At 73.6% G+C, this 13,040-nt stretch carries 15 protein-coding genes and 1 tRNA gene; 3 read left to right on the top strand and 13 right to left on the bottom strand.

Annotated elements, in window-relative coordinates; all coding sequences use genetic code 11:
- Positions 1-168 precede the first annotated feature (168 nt).
- From AC3ANM_RS14960 to AC3ANM_RS14950, 3 genes are all read left to right on the top strand, one after another.
- Complete coding sequence (locus AC3ANM_RS14960; RefSeq protein ID WP_488285210.1) at positions 169-1,422, top strand: SGNH/GDSL hydrolase family protein; 1,254 nt, start codon at positions 169-171, stop codon at positions 1,420-1,422.
- A gap of 37 nt (positions 1,423-1,459) precedes the next feature.
- A complete protein-coding gene (locus AC3ANM_RS14955; RefSeq protein WP_488285209.1) occupies positions 1,460-2,683 on the top strand; it encodes an acetyl-CoA C-acetyltransferase in 1,224 nt (407 codons plus the stop codon).
- A 130-nt stretch (positions 2,684-2,813) separates the two neighbouring features.
- Complete coding sequence (locus tag AC3ANM_RS14950; protein ID WP_488285208.1) at positions 2,814-3,860, top strand: DUF695 domain-containing protein; 1,047 nt, start codon at positions 2,814-2,816, stop codon at positions 3,858-3,860.
- A 112-nt stretch (positions 3,861-3,972) separates the two neighbouring features.
- Here the strand turns inward: AC3ANM_RS14950 and AC3ANM_RS14945 are convergent, their stop codons facing one another.
- From AC3ANM_RS14945 to eno, 13 genes are all read right to left on the bottom strand, one after another.
- The gene (locus AC3ANM_RS14945) at positions 3,973-4,272 is read right to left on the bottom strand and encodes a hypothetical protein (protein WP_488285207.1); all 300 of its coding nucleotides are present in this window, start codon (positions 4,270-4,272) and stop codon (positions 3,973-3,975) included.
- An 11-nt stretch (positions 4,273-4,283) separates the two neighbouring features.
- Positions 4,284-5,117: a Bax inhibitor-1/YccA family protein gene (locus AC3ANM_RS14940; RefSeq protein WP_488285206.1), complete on the bottom strand. Its 834-nt coding sequence runs from the start codon at positions 5,115-5,117 to the stop codon at positions 4,284-4,286.
- Between the two features lie 218 nt (positions 5,118-5,335).
- Positions 5,336-5,710 (bottom strand): hypothetical protein, encoded by a 375-nt coding sequence (locus AC3ANM_RS14935; protein WP_488285205.1) that lies wholly within the window; start codon positions 5,708-5,710, stop codon positions 5,336-5,338.
- Positions 5,711-5,860: 150 nt separating this feature from the next.
- Complete coding sequence (locus AC3ANM_RS14930; protein ID WP_488285204.1) at positions 5,861-6,058, bottom strand: hypothetical protein; 198 nt, start codon at positions 6,056-6,058, stop codon at positions 5,861-5,863.
- 125 nt (positions 6,059-6,183) lie between these two features.
- Positions 6,184-6,256: transfer RNA gene (locus AC3ANM_RS14925), tRNA-Leu, on the bottom strand.
- Between the two features lie 10 nt (positions 6,257-6,266).
- The gene (locus tag AC3ANM_RS14920) at positions 6,267-6,818 is read right to left on the bottom strand and encodes a peptide deformylase (protein ID WP_488285203.1); all 552 of its coding nucleotides are present in this window, start codon (positions 6,816-6,818) and stop codon (positions 6,267-6,269) included.
- Positions 6,815-7,327 carry a glycine cleavage system transcriptional repressor gene (locus tag AC3ANM_RS14915; RefSeq protein ID WP_488285202.1) on the bottom strand — a complete coding sequence of 171 codons (513 nt, stop codon included), beginning with the start codon at positions 7,325-7,327 and terminating at the stop codon, positions 6,815-6,817. Before AC3ANM_RS14915 ends, AC3ANM_RS14920 begins: the two co-directional genes overlap by 4 nt.
- A gap of 14 nt (positions 7,328-7,341) precedes the next feature.
- Entirely contained in the window at positions 7,342-8,643 is a 1,302-nt protein-coding gene (locus tag AC3ANM_RS14910) for an NAD(P)/FAD-dependent oxidoreductase (protein WP_488285201.1), read from the bottom strand.
- A gap of 106 nt (positions 8,644-8,749) precedes the next feature.
- Positions 8,750-9,589 (bottom strand): uracil-DNA glycosylase, encoded by an 840-nt coding sequence (locus AC3ANM_RS14905; RefSeq protein WP_488285200.1) that lies wholly within the window; start codon positions 9,587-9,589, stop codon positions 8,750-8,752.
- Positions 9,590-9,608: 19 nt separating this feature from the next.
- Positions 9,609-10,553, bottom strand: a complete 945-nt coding sequence (locus AC3ANM_RS14900) for a Ppx/GppA phosphatase family protein (protein WP_488285199.1) — start codon at positions 10,551-10,553, stop codon at positions 9,609-9,611.
- The gene (locus AC3ANM_RS14895; protein WP_488285198.1) at positions 10,550-11,053 is read right to left on the bottom strand and encodes a DUF501 domain-containing protein; all 504 of its coding nucleotides are present in this window, start codon (positions 11,051-11,053) and stop codon (positions 10,550-10,552) included. Before AC3ANM_RS14895 ends, AC3ANM_RS14900 begins: the two co-directional genes overlap by 4 nt.
- Complete coding sequence (locus AC3ANM_RS14890) at positions 11,050-11,478, bottom strand: FtsB family cell division protein (RefSeq protein WP_488285197.1); 429 nt, start codon at positions 11,476-11,478, stop codon at positions 11,050-11,052. Before AC3ANM_RS14890 ends, AC3ANM_RS14895 begins: the two co-directional genes overlap by 4 nt.
- Before the next feature lie 203 nt (positions 11,479-11,681).
- Positions 11,682-12,971, bottom strand: a complete 1,290-nt coding sequence (gene eno, locus AC3ANM_RS14885; RefSeq protein ID WP_488285196.1) for a phosphopyruvate hydratase — start codon at positions 12,969-12,971, stop codon at positions 11,682-11,684.
- Between the last annotated feature and the right edge of the window lie 69 nt (positions 12,972-13,040).

Here is a 13,040-nt window from a genome sequence, read left to right as displayed (position 1 = left end):
CCAGACTTCGGACACTGCTTCAGCCCGGGCCGCCGCCGCGGGAGGCTGCCGGGCTGCACGGTTGCGGATACGCCTGTCCCGCGGGACATTCGGGCGAGGCCCCTCGTTACCGTGGTGGATCCCGACGGACCCCCGACGAGGCACGCTGAGCACGCGAGGTGAGGCTTGATGGGCAGGGCACGACGCGCACGCAGGATCGCAGCCACCGCCGCCTACGGCGGTGGAGTCGGTGCGGCGGGCATCGGTGCGCTGGGCCTGATCGGCTACGCCGTGCTCAAGGTCGAGGCCCAGCTCGCCCGCCGGGTCGTCGGCCAGCCCTTCGACGGCTCCCCCGACGACAACGCCCTGTATGGCGCGGGGCTGGGTGAGCCGGTCCAGCTGGTCGTGCTCGGGGACAGCTCCGCGGCGGGCATGGGGGCCGACAGCGCGCACCAGACCGTGGGCGCGATCGTCGCCAACGGCGTCTCGGCGTTCATGGGCCGGCCGGTCCGGCTGACCAACGTGGCCGTGGTCGGAGCGGAGTCCTCCGGCCTGGAGGTGCAGCTGGCCAACGCCCTCGAGGAGGTCCCCCGGCCCGACGTCGCGCTCATCATGATCGGCGCCAACGACGTCACGCACCGCATCGACAAGGCCATCGCGGTGCGCCACCTCGAGCAGACGGTGCGCACGCTACGTGATGCCGGCGCCGAGGTCGTCGTGGGCACCTGCCCCGACCTGGGCACCATCGAGCCGGTCGCCCAGCCGCTGCGCCTGCTGGCCCGGCGCTGGAGCCGCGACCTGGCCGCCGCCCAGACCGTCGCGGTGGTCGAGGCCGGGGGCCGCACCGTCTCCCTCGGCGACCTGCTCGGCCCGGAGTTCGCCGAGCGACCGCACGAGCTGTTCAGCGCCGACCGCTTCCACCCCTCCCCCGCCGGCTACGCCCGGGCCGCGGCCGCCCTGCTGCCCAGCGTCTGCGCCGCCCTGGGCATCTGGGGTGGCGTCGACGACCACCGCGTGCCGGATGCCCGCCGCGGCGAGGGGGTCAGCCCCGTCGCCGTCGCCGCCGTCCAGGCCGTGCGCGACCCCGGCACCGAGGTCAGCGCCACCGCCGTCGAGGGCGAGTCCCGCGGCCCGCGCGGCCGCTGGGCCGTGCTGCTGCGCCGGCGCCGGGCCCCGGTGACCGACCGCAGCGAGCTCGACGAGGGCGGCGCCGAGGTGGTCGGTGCCGGCGAGGTCGGTGCCCAGGTGGGGGCGGACGGGCCGGCCGACACAAGGTCCGACGCGAGGGCCGACGCAGGGTCCGGTGCCCCGACCCGGGAGGCGAGCGCGGCCATGGCCGGGCCGGCCCCGCAGGGCCGGCCGGACGGCATACCGGCGATGGTGGACGGCGAGGCCGGCCCGGGAGACCAAGGACACACCCCCGAGGCCCCGGCGCAGGCATAGCATCGACGGCGCATCAAGAGCCGTCAGTGGAGGAACCGTGCCTGAAGCCGTCATCGTCTCGACCGCCCGCAGCCCGATCGGGCGCGCCTTCAAGGGCTCGCTGAAGGACGTCCGCCCCGACGACCTCGCGGCGACCGTCGTCCAGGCCGCCCTGGACAAGGTCCCCGGCCTGGACCCGCGGCTGGTCGACGACCTCTACCTCGGCTGCGCCGAGCCGTGGGCCGAGCACGGCTCCAACATGGCCCGCGTCGTGGCCGTGCTCGCCGGCTACGACCACCTGCCCGGGGCGACGGTGAACCGCTTCTGCGCCTCCTCGGTGCAGACCACCCGGATGGCCTTCCACGCGATCAAGGCCGGCGAGGGCGACGTGTTCATCAGCGCCGGCGTGGAGTGCGTCTCGCGCTACGCAGACTTCTCGGGCGCCGGCGGCTCCAAGGCCGAGTGGCAGAACCCGAAGTTCGCCGACGCCCAGGCCCGCAGCGTGCGGATCGCCACGGACAACAGCACCTGGACCGACCCGCGCGAGGAGGGTCTGCTCCCGGACGTCTACCTGTCGATGGGGCAGACCGCCGAGAACGTCGCCACGTCCCGCGGCATCTCCCGCCAGCGCCAGGACGAGTGGGGCGTCTCCAGCCAGAACCGTGCCGAGAAGGCCATCGCCGACGGCTTCTTCGCCCGCGAGATCACGCCGATCACGACGCCGGACGGCACCGTCGTCTCGACCGACGACGGCCCGCGCGCCGGCGTGACGCTGGAGGGCGTCTCGCAGCTGAGCCCCGTGTTCCGCGAGAACGGCACCATCACCGCCGGCAACTGCTGCCCCCTCAACGACGGCGCCGCCGCGGTCGTCGTCATGAGCGACACCAAGGCGCGCGAGCTCGGCCTCACGCCGCTGGCCCGCGTCGTGTCCACCGGCGTCTCCGCCCTCTCACCCGAGGTCATGGGCCTCGGCCCGGTCGAGGCCTCCCGCCAGGCCCTGGCCCGCGCCGGCATGAGCATCGGTGACATGGACCTCTACGAGATCAACGAGGCGTTCGCCGCGCAGGTGCTGCCCTCGGCCGACGACCTCGGCATGGACTTCGACAAGCTCAACGTCCACGGCGGCGCAATCGCCCTCGGCCACCCGTTCGGCTCCACCGGCGCCCGGATCACCACCACGCTGCTCAACGGCCTGCAGGCCCGCGACGGTCAGTTCGGCCTCGAGACGATGTGCGTGGGCGGCGGCCAGGGCATGGCGGTCATCTACGAGCGCCTCAGCTGACCGCGTCGCTCGACCGGACCCGCGCACCGAGCGCACCGAACGGCCCGTTCCGCCCCCTCGCCGGGGCCGGGACGGGCCGTTTCGTGCGTCCGGTCGGTGCCACACGCACGGCGCGGGGCAGGATGACGCCATGGGTCTCTTCTCCCGCCGCAAGGCGACCACGCCGGATGCCTCCGCAGCCATCGCCGACTTCTGGGCCTGGTGGTCCGCCGAGGGCGCCGGAGCCGTGGCCGCTGCCATCGAGGCCCGTGAGCCGGGCGGGGTGGTCGAGGCGCTGAACACCAGGGTGGTCGCCGTGGACCCGGCCCTGGCCTGGGAGCTCGGTCCCGGCACCGACAGCCAGCACGTGCTCGTGGTCACCGCCGGCGGCGACCCCGCTGCCCGCCCGGTGGCCCGGCGGTGGCGGCTGGCCGCGCCCCCGGCCGATGCGGTGTGGGCCTTCGCCGACATGCGCCAGCCGGCGCCCGACGCCGCGACCGTGTCGCTGGAGATCGGCGGGCAGCAGGTGGACATCGGGCGGGCCACGGCTGGGGCGCGCGTCGTGGGCAGCGCCGTGGACGTGAGCGTGCACCACCCCGCTTGGGAGGCGCTGGACCCGCAGACCCGCACCCAGGCCGCGTTCCTGCTGCTCGACACGGTGCTCGGGGAGTCGGCCGTGGAGACCTGGCTCGGCGAGGTCACCGCCGCCGAGCTCGAGCCGCTGGACTCGATCCCCCTGACCGGCCTGCGCTCGGTCGTGCGGTCCCTGGAGGAGGAGCACACCGACAGCGACGGCGAGCCGACGTGGGCCGTGCTGGAGGGCTTCGGCCCGACCGGGCTGCCGGTGCTCGCGATGACGCAGGTGCCGCTGCGCCCGGCCACCGCGCCGCACCTGGACACCCACGTGGCCGTCGTCGTGCCCTACAGCGACACCGCCTTGCAGGGCCTGCCCGGCGAGGAGAGCCTGCCCCGGCTGCGTGACCTCGAGGACCACCTGGTCCGTCGGGTCGGCTCCAGCGGCCGCGTCGTCGCCCACGAGAGCCACGACGGGGTGCGGGTGCTGCACCTGTACGTGGACGGCACCACGCCCGCCGTGGAGCAGGTCCGCGCCGCGGTCGGCGGGTGGGACCAGGGCCGCGTCCAGGTCGCCTCCCAGCTCGACCCCGCGTGGGCGGCGGTCGCCCACCTGCACGGCTGAGCCACCCGCACCGGACGCACGAGATCCGTCGAACCGGCCCCGTCAGGGGCTTGGTTCGACGGATCGGGTGCGTCCGGTCGGGATGGTGCGGGGACGAGCGCCGGTATGCCGGTCAGGCCAGTGCGCGACGCAGGTCGCCGAGCTGCCCCTCCAGGTCCTCGAGGAGGCCGACCTCGCTGGCGTCGTAGACCATCACGCCGAGCTGGTCCATGAGGGTGGCGGGCCCGAGGTCCGGCACCGGCCACGGGTCCTGGCCGCGCCGCTCGGCGACGGCGTCGGCCAGCCGCTGGACCATCTCGCGCACCGCCCCGGCCGAGCGCTCGGCCCGGTCCAGCGGCAGCTGGCGCCAGCGCTGCTCGACCCGGGCGAGCTCGGTGCGCACGGGCTCGGGCACCGGGTCGAGCACCGGCACGACGGGCGGCACTACTGGCGGGCCCGGGTGAACAGGCGCAGCAGCTCGAGGTAGAGCCACACCAGCGACACGATCAGGCCGTGCGCCATCAGCCAGGAGTACTTGTCCGGCAGGCTCGCCGCCACCGCACGGTCGATGGTGTCGAAGTCGATGGCCAAGGAGTAGGCCGCCATGGCGACGCCGATGACGCAGATGACCAGGCCGAACTGGCTGCCGATCAGGCCCCACCCACCGGTGACGAGGGCGAAGACGACGTTGACCAGGCCGAAGAGCAGGTAGCCGACCAGGGCCATCGCGAAGATCCGGCGTGAGCGGGCGGAGACCTTGATGACGCCGATCTTCCAGGCGATGAACATGCCGGCGAACGTGACGATCGTGGCGAGCACGGCCTGGCCGACCACGCCGTCGCGGTAGGTCTCGAAGGCCCGGCTGATGGCGCCGACGAAGCCGCCCTCGAGCACCGAGTAGGTCAGGATCAGCGGGACGCTGACCGTCTTCTTGAAGGCGATGGCGAAGCCGACGACGAGGCCGCCGAACATGCCGGCCAGCCAGATCGGCGTCGTGAGCGCGGGGCTGCTGGCCGTGAGGTACCAGGACCCGGCGGCGACGGCGACGACGATGGTGAAGAGCGCCAGCGTCTTCATGACCACGTCGTCGAGGGTCATCCGCCCCGCCTGGACCGCACTGGCGGGCTGCGCGTCATACATCTGCTGCAGCTGCTGCGCGCTCAGGTCCTCCACGGGCCGGTCCTGCGGGGTGGCCGCGCCGGCTCGCTGCTCGCCGAAACCGGCGTAGGCGCCCTGTCGGACCTGCTTGTCGATCCGGTTGAACACCGGGTTGCTCATGGTGTGCCTCCAGCACGTCATGCCGCCGTGGCGGCCCGTCACAGGAAGGATGTCCGGGAGACCTGAGAAGTTCCCGGAAAGCCGGAGTGGTCGCCAAGTCCAAGACTGCCGCGTCGGGTGAGCGGCCGGGTGGACCCGGGCCGGCTCCGCCGCCACGCCCTCCAGAGCCAGCACGATGCCACATCCGGCCGACGGCCCGGGGTACTCCCGCTGCCGGTCTACGCGTGGTGAGCGGGGTCGCGGCGCAGCCGTCTCTCCGCCGCGACCACGATCCAGACGGCTCCGGTGGCCATCGCGGACCACAGGATGGCCATGCCGATGAAGCTGCCCCGGTGCTCGCGCGGACCCGCAACCGCCAGGGCGACGCACACCCCGACGACCACCACCAGCGCTGCAGCGAACAGCCACGAGTACACGCGGAGCCCACGGGTCCGTCCTCCCGCGCCGCGTTCGACGTGCCGCGCATACAGCTCCCCAGCGAGGCCGACAGCCGCCAGCGCGCCCCAGAGGAGACCCCCGCCCAGACCCCGGACCACGGCGAACGCGCTCGCGACCAGCACCACGACCAGGAGGACCATCCGCAGCTTCCGCATCCCCAACCCCGCTCCCCTCGGTTTCGCGGGCAGCCCCGTGACTGTCCGCGGCCGTCGATCAGCGCTCGACGTCTGGGCAGCCTGTCCCAGCCGGCTGCGTCCCGCAACGGAAGGGACAGACCCTCGGTGACGCCTCCGGGACCGGGCCGGTCAGCGGGGTGCGTCGTCGGCCGGGTCGATCACGGTCCGTTGTTCCTCGGTGCCGGCCGGATGCGCCGACGAGGGACTGCACTTGGGGCAGCTCTCCCGGCGGCCGGAGTGACGGAACCCGGTCAGGGTGACGTGCTGGAGGCCGAACCACACGTTGTAGCCGGGCTTGAGCCTGGGCGGGTCCGGTTCCGTGGTCATGAGCCCTACTGTGCCCGCCCCGGGCCTCCTGGCAACCCCGGCTCGCCCAAGCCGTGTGAGGGGACACGCTTGTGCCAGCGCGCTCCTGCGAGGAGCAGGCCCGCATGGCTGCGAAGACCCCACCGTGCCCCCGACGGGATTCGAACCCGCACTTTCGCGATTTTAAGTCGCTCGCCTCTGCCGTTGGGCTACGGGGACAGGCGTCAGGCTACAGATACGTGCGGCGCGGGTGGACGGCGTGGGCACCCGCCACGCGGTCCAGGAAGAGCAGGCCCTCGGTGTGGTCGACCTCGTGCTGGAGGGCGACGGCCTCGAAGCCGTCGGTGCTGATCTCGACCCACTCCCCCGTGACGGGGAGCTGGCCGCGCACGACCAGGCGCCGGGCGCGGGCGACGTCACCGGTGAAGTCGGGCACCGACATGCAACCCTCGCGGCCGCGCTCCTTGCGGGTGGCGCTGACGACCTCGGCGTTGCACAGGACGAAGGCCCCGTGGCAGGTGCGGGTCTTGGCGTGCCCGGTCACATCGACGCTGAAGACGCGCACGGCCAGGCCGACCTGCTGGGCCGCGAGGCCCACGCAGCCGGGCGAGACCGCCTGGGTCGCGAGCAGGTCCGCGGCCAGCTGCACGGTCTCCGGCCCGGCCGGGTCCACGAGCGCACCGGGCGTGCCGAGGACGGGGTCCGGGGCCTGCACGACCGGCAGGACCCGCCCCTCGGGCAGCGTGGGCATGCTCCAGAGGGGCAGGGCCTGCGAGGTCACAAGAGCTCGTCCTCGACCGGGGTCAGGTGGACCTCGACGCCGAGCTCGCCGGCGACGATGCGCAGGTCGCGCTCGAGCGCCTCAGCCGCCGCCACGTCGGGCAGCTCCAGCTCGGCCATGAGGACGTAGAGCTCGCCGCCCAGGCGGGTGCCCAGGTCGACGATGTTGCCGCCGTGCCCGGCCACGACGCGGGTGATCGTCGCGACGATCCCGGGCCGGTCCGCGCCGTGCACGTGCAGGGCGTAGGCCGGGCCGGCGCCCGGCGCCGGGGGCGTGTCGGCCAGCACCCGGGCGTTGATGACCAGCGAGCCGTCGGTCGTCAGGTGCTTGAGCGCGGACTCCACGGCCTCCACGCTCGCCCCGGTGCGCACGAGCACGACCATCGCGAAGTGCCCGCGCAGCAGCGTCATCGTGGAGTCCTCGAGGTTGCCGTGCAGGTCCGCGAGGGCGCCGGTGACGTCGGCGACGATGCCCGGCCGGTCCTGGCCGAGCACCGTCACCGCGATCACCTGCGAAGGGTGGCTCACAGGTGGCCGCCCGCCGCCCGGTTGAACTCGTCGTGCGGCTGGGCCATCTCGCCCAGGCTGACGATCTCGCGGTTGAAGAACAGCGCGAGGGTCCAGTCGACGATGACGCGGATCTTGCGGTTCACGGTGGGCACCCGCGACATGTGGTAGGTCCGGTGCATGAACCAGGCCGGCCACCCGCGCAGCTTGACGCCGTAGACCTGCGCGACGCCCTTGTGCAGGCCGAGGCTGGCAACCGAGCCGACGTGCTTGTAGCGGTAGGGCGTGACCTCCTTGCCGCGCAGCGCGTTGACGATGTTGCCGGCGAGGTGGTTGGCCTGGCGCACGGCGTGCTGGGCGCTGGGCGAGCAGAACTGGCCGGGGTTGGTCAGGTCCGGCACGGCGGAGTTGTCGCCGGCGCCCCAGGCGTCCTGCAGGCCGTGGACGCGCAGGTCGGCGTCGCAGTTGAGGCGGCCGCGCTCGTCGAGCGGCAGGTCGGTGTTGGCCAGCGCGGGGCTGGCCTTGACGCCGGCGGTCCACACGAGGGTGTCGGAGTCGAACCGCTGGCCGTCGGAGAGCTCGATGTGACCGTCGATGCAGGACTCGAGGCGCGTCTCCAGGAGCACGTCGATGCCCCGCTGGCGCAGCTCGTCGAGGGTGTAGCGACCCATGTCCGGGCCCACCTCGGGCAGGATCCGGTTGGCGGCCTCGACGAGGACGAAGCGCAGCTCCTCGGCCTTGATCTGCGGGTAGTAGCGCAGCGCGTAGCGGGCCATGTCCTCGAGCTCGGCGATCGCCTCGGTGCCGGCGTAGCCGCCGCCGACGAAGGTGAAGGTCAGGGCCCGGCGGCGACGCTCCTCGTCCTGCGTGGACGCGGCGATGTCGAGGCAGCGCAGCACGTGGTTGCGCAGCCAGATCGCCTCCTCGACCGTCTTGAAGCCGATGCCGAACTCGGCCAGGCCGGGGATCGGCAGGGTGCGGGCCTTGGAGCCGAGCGCCACGACGACGGTGTCGTAGGGCACCTCGTAGGAGTCGCCCTGCAGCGGCTGGACCGTGACGACCTTGCTGGCGTGGTCGACCTTGGTCACCTCGGCGTTGATGATCTCGGCGCCCTTCAGCACCCGGCGCAGCGGCACGACCACGTGCCGCGGGCTCAGGCTGCCGGCGCTCGCCTCAGGAAGGAACGGCTGGTACGTCATGTAGGAGCGCGGGTCGATGACCGTGACGGTCGCCTCACCCTTGCGCAGCTTCTTCAGCAACCCCAGGCTCGTGTAGAGCCCGACGTAACCGCCACCCAGGACCACAATTCGCTTGCTCACGGGGCTAAACGGTACTACTCGTGAAAACTTTCACAAAGTCTGCCCACCTTCCGGACAGCCCGCCGGCTGTGGTATGACGCGCCTCGCCGCCGCGGGCGCCGCGGCGTCACAAGCGGGCCAGGACGGCGTCGAGCATGGCCTCGGTGAGCTTGCCGGTGAAGGTGTTCTGCTGGCTGACGTGGTAGCTGCCGAGCAGGCGAATCCCCTTGCCGTTGCTCGTGATCAGCGTCGCCTCGCCACCGTGGCCGAACCGTGGAGCCGGCCGGGGGACGGTCCACCCGAGCCGGCGGGCGGACCGCAGCGTCGCCGTCCAGCCGATCGACCCGAGGGCCAGGACCGAGCGCAGCGTCGGGGCGGCGAGAGCAAGGTCACGGTCCAGCCAGGCGCCGCAGGTGTCCCGCTCGGCCGGTGTCGGGCGGTTCTCCGGCGGCGCGCAGCGCACGGCGGCGACGATCCGGGCCCCGGTCAGGTGCTGGCCGTCCCCACTGGCCCGGCTGTGCGCCTCGGCGGCGAAGCCCGCCCGGTGCAGCGCGGCGTAGATCCAGCCGCCGCTGCGGTCGCCGGTGAACATCCGCCCGGTGCGGTTGGTGCCGTTGGCTGCCGGCGCGAGCCCGACCACGAGCACCGCGGGCGCCGGGTCGCCGAAGCCGGGCCCGGGCCGGCCCCAGTAGGGCTGGTCGGCGAACGCGGCGCGCTTGCCGCCGGTGGCGACGTCCTCACGCCAGCGCACGAGGCGCGGGCAGGCGCGGCAGACGCTCACCCGGGCGTCGAGCTCGGCCACGTCGTCGACCCCGGCGGCCAGCCGGACCACCTGGGCCGCCGTGCGGGCCACGGGGGTCTGCGCGGTCGCGGGGTCGCCGGGCCAGCCGGTGCCGGGGGGTACCGGCGAGGGGAAGAGCTCGCCCGTCACCGGGTGCGGCAGCAGCTCCCCGACCGGCTCCCCCACCTCGTGCCTCCGACCGGCCTCAGGCCACGCTCAGGGCGATGCCGTCGAGGATGTCGTGCTCGCTGGTGACGACCTCGGCGACGCCGGCCTCGCGGCGGACGCGCTCGACGATGCAACGCCAGATCAGCGCGCCGGCGCCGATCACGTCGACCCGTCCGGGGTGCATGTAGGGCAGGGAGGCCCGCTCCTCATGGCTGCGGGTCAGCAGGTCGCCGGCCGCGGCCACGACCTGGTCGGGGGTGAGCCGGGCCAGGTGGATGCGCTCCGGCTGGTAGGCGGGCAGCTCGAGGGCGTGCGCGGTCAGGGTGGTGACCGTGCCGGCCAGGCCGACGAGGGCCTTGACCCCGCGCAGGTCGACCACGGCGGCCGCCCGGTCGATCTGCGCCTCGATGTCGGCGGTGGCCGCCGCGACCTCGGCCTCGCCGGGCGGGTCGGAGTGCAGGTGCCGCTCGGTCATCCGCACGCAGCCCATGTCCACCGACAGGGCCTGCTCCACGTCGTCGGTGCCGCGGACGAACTCGGTCGAGCCGCCGCCGAGGTCGACCACGAGGTAGGGGCCGGGCACCCCGGCGCCGCGCAGCTCCCCCGTCGCTCCCCGGAAGGACAGCGAGGCCTCCTCGTGCCCGCTCACGACCTCGGGCGCGATCCCGAAGGAGGCGAACGCCTCCCGCACCCCGGCCACGAACTCGGCCGCGTTGCGGGCGTCCCGCGAGGCGGACGTGGCCACGAACCGGACCCGCTCGACCCCGTGCTCCTCGCACTGGGCGGCGTAGTCGCGGCAGGCAGCCAGCGTGCGCTCCATGGCCTCGGGGGCGATGACGCCGGTCCGGTCCACGTCGTGGCCGAGGCGCACGATCTCCATGCGGCGCACCACGTCGTGCACGCTGCCGGCCGCCGGGTCGACGTCGGCGATGAGCAGGCGGATGGAGTTGGTGCCGCAGTCGACGGCGCCGACGCGGGTCACCCGGCCTCCCCGGGGGTCACGCAGGGGCCGCCTGCCCACCAGTCGTCGAGCGCGTCGAGGGCCTCGTCGCCGAGCGGGTTGACCCCGCGACCGGCGGCCAGGGAGTGCGCCACCAGGACATGCAGGCACTTCACGCGGGTGGGCATCCCGCCGGCGGAGATCCCGTCGATCTCGGGCACCTCGCCGAGCTCGGCCCGGCGGCGCAGGTAGTCCTCGTGCGCCGCGACATAGGCGGCCGCCAGCTCGGGATCCTCGCCGAGCCGGTCGGTCATCTCGCGCATCAGCCCGCTGGTCTCGAGCGTGCTGATGGCACCGGTGAGCCGGGGGCAGGTGGCGTAGTAGGTCGTGGGGAACGGCGTGCCGTCGGGCAGCCGCGGCTCGGTGCGCAGCACGTCGGGGTTGCCGCAGGGGCAGCGGTGCGCCACCTCGGCGACGCCACGCGGTGGCCGGCCGAGCTGCTGCTCCACGGCGGCGAGGTCGGCGGCGTCAACGGTGCTCATCTGGTGCTCTGTCCTGGGATCGGTTGGGGCAGGGGCGTCGTGGCGCCGGGGGTGGAGGACGGCGGGTTGTCGGCGATGACCATGGACTCCCACAGCTGGCCGTACCACGGGTGGTTGCGGCCCGAGGAGGCCGGCAGCGAGGCCACCTTGGGGTCGTTGCTCTGCCGGGCCGCCGGGGCTGCGTCGAGGACCGTGTAGGAGCGCTCGCCGACCTTGACCAGCTTGAGCCGCTCCCGGGCCTGCTGCTGGACGTAGGCGGGATCGTCCCACTGGGCCCGCTGGGTCCGCAGCGCCTCGACGGCCTGCTTCTGCTGGGCCACCTTGTGCTGCATGGCCGCGATCTCGCCCTGCTGGCGCAGGTAGGAGCGCAGCGTCGGGACGAGGGTGACCGCGATCATCACGAAGATCGACGCGAGGATCGCCATGCGCCGCAACGACCGTGGGGTGCCCTGCTCACTGCCGGGGCGTCGCCCCCGCGGGGCCGCGGCCTGCCTGGGCGTCGGGCGGCGCGCGGCGGAGGGGCGGCTCGTGGGCGCCGCGCCGGAGCGCGACGGGGCAGTGCGCCGAGGAGTCCTCGACGCACTGCCGGGTCGGTTGGCGGCCACGAGCCGGTCCCCTGTGCGGGCCGTCAGGCCCGGGCGCCCTTGAAGCGCGGGAAGGCGCCGGCGCCGGCGTAGCGCGCGGCCTCGTCGAGCTCCTCCTCGATGCGCAGGAGCTGGTTGTACTTGGCGACGCGCTCGGAGCGGGCCGGGGCACCGGTCTTGATCTGGCCGCAGTTGGTGGCGACGGCCAGGTCGGCGATGGTGGTGTCCTCGGTCTCGCCGGAGCGGTGGCTCATCATCGCGCGGTAGCCGTTGCGCTGGGCCAGGTCGACCGCGTCCAGGGTCTCGGTCAGCGAGCCGATCTGGTTGACCTTGACCAGCAGGGCGTTGGCCGTGGCGTTGTCGATGCCGCGCTGGAGCCGCTCGGGGTTGGTGACGAACAGGTCGTCGCCGACGATCTGGACCTTGTCGCCCAGCACCGCGGTGATGGTCGCCCAGCCCTCCCAGTCGTCCTCGTCCAGCGGGTCCTCGATGGACACCAGCGGGTAGGCCTCGACCAGCTCGGCGTAGTAGGCGGTCATCTCGGCAGCCGTGCGCTGCTGGCCCTCGAAGGTGTAGACGCCGTCCTCGCAGAACTCCGAGGCCGCGACGTCGAGCGCCAGGGCGATGTCGGTGCCGAGGGTGTAGCCGGCCTTGCCGATCGCCTCGGCGATGATGTCGAGGGCGGCGCGGTTGCTCTCGAGGTTGGGGGCGAAGCCACCCTCGTCGCCGAGGCCGGTGGACAGGCCGCGCTCCTTCAGGACCGCCTTGAGGGCGTGGTAGACCTCGGTGCCCCAGCGCAGCGCCTCGCGGAACGAGCCGGCGCCGATCGGGGCGATCATGAACTCCTGGATGTCGACGTTGGAGTCGGCGTGCGACCCACCGTTGAGGATGTTCATCATCGGCACCGGCAGCACGTGGGCGTTGGGGCCGCCGATGTAGCGGAACAGCGGCAGGCCGGCGGAGTCAGCCGCGGCGCGGGCGACGGCCAGCGAGACGCCGAGGATCGCGTTGGCGCCCAGGGTGCCCTTGTTGGCGGTGCCGTCCAACGCCAGCATCTCGGCGTCGACGAGGCGCTGCTCGCTGGCCTCGAAGCCGAGCAGGCGCGGGCCGATCTCGTCCAGGACGGCGTCGACGGCCTGCTCGACGCCCTTGCCGCCGTAGCGACTGGTGTCACCGTCGCGACGCTCGACCGCCTCGAAGGCGCCCGTGGACGCTCCGGAGGGGACCGCCGCGCGGGCGATGGTGCCGTCGTCGAGGGCGACCTCGACCTCGACGGTGGGGTTGCCGCGCGAGTCGAGGATCTCGCGCGCGCCTACTGCCTCGATGCTGGCCACAAACAACTCCTGCGGTGGGCCGGACGGGTACGCCCCCGAGCCTAACGGCTGCCCCGGCGACGGCCGATG

It is taken from the genome of Oryzihumus sp. JJN4-3R (assembly GCF_057747915.1).
The sequence above is the reverse complement of the archived record's forward strand: the minus strand, read 5'-3'. Positions and strand labels throughout refer to the sequence as shown.

What these genes read in the sequence shown, in the direction of transcription:
- AC3ANM_RS14960 (WP_488285210.1), top strand. Translation starts at nt 169, where the DNA reads ATGGGCAGGGCACGACGCGCACGCAGGATCGCAGCCACCGCCGCCTAC.
- AC3ANM_RS14950 (WP_488285208.1), top strand. Translation starts at nt 2,814, where the DNA reads ATGGGTCTCTTCTCCCGCCGCAAGGCGACCACGCCGGATGCCTCCGCA.
- AC3ANM_RS14940 (WP_488285206.1), bottom strand. Translation starts at nt 5,117, where the DNA reads ATGAGCAACCCGGTGTTCAACCGGATCGACAAGCAGGTCCGACAGGGC.
- AC3ANM_RS14935 (WP_488285205.1), bottom strand. Translation starts at nt 5,710, where the DNA reads ATGCGGAAGCTGCGGATGGTCCTCCTGGTCGTGGTGCTGGTCGCGAGC.
- AC3ANM_RS14930 (WP_488285204.1), bottom strand. Translation starts at nt 6,058, where the DNA reads ATGACCACGGAACCGGACCCGCCCAGGCTCAAGCCCGGCTACAACGTG.
- AC3ANM_RS14895 (WP_488285198.1), bottom strand. Translation starts at nt 11,053, where the DNA reads ATGAGCACCGTTGACGCCGCCGACCTCGCCGCCGTGGAGCAGCAGCTC.
- AC3ANM_RS14890 (WP_488285197.1), bottom strand. Translation starts at nt 11,478, where the DNA reads ATGGCGATCCTCGCGTCGATCTTCGTGATGATCGCGGTCACCCTCGTC.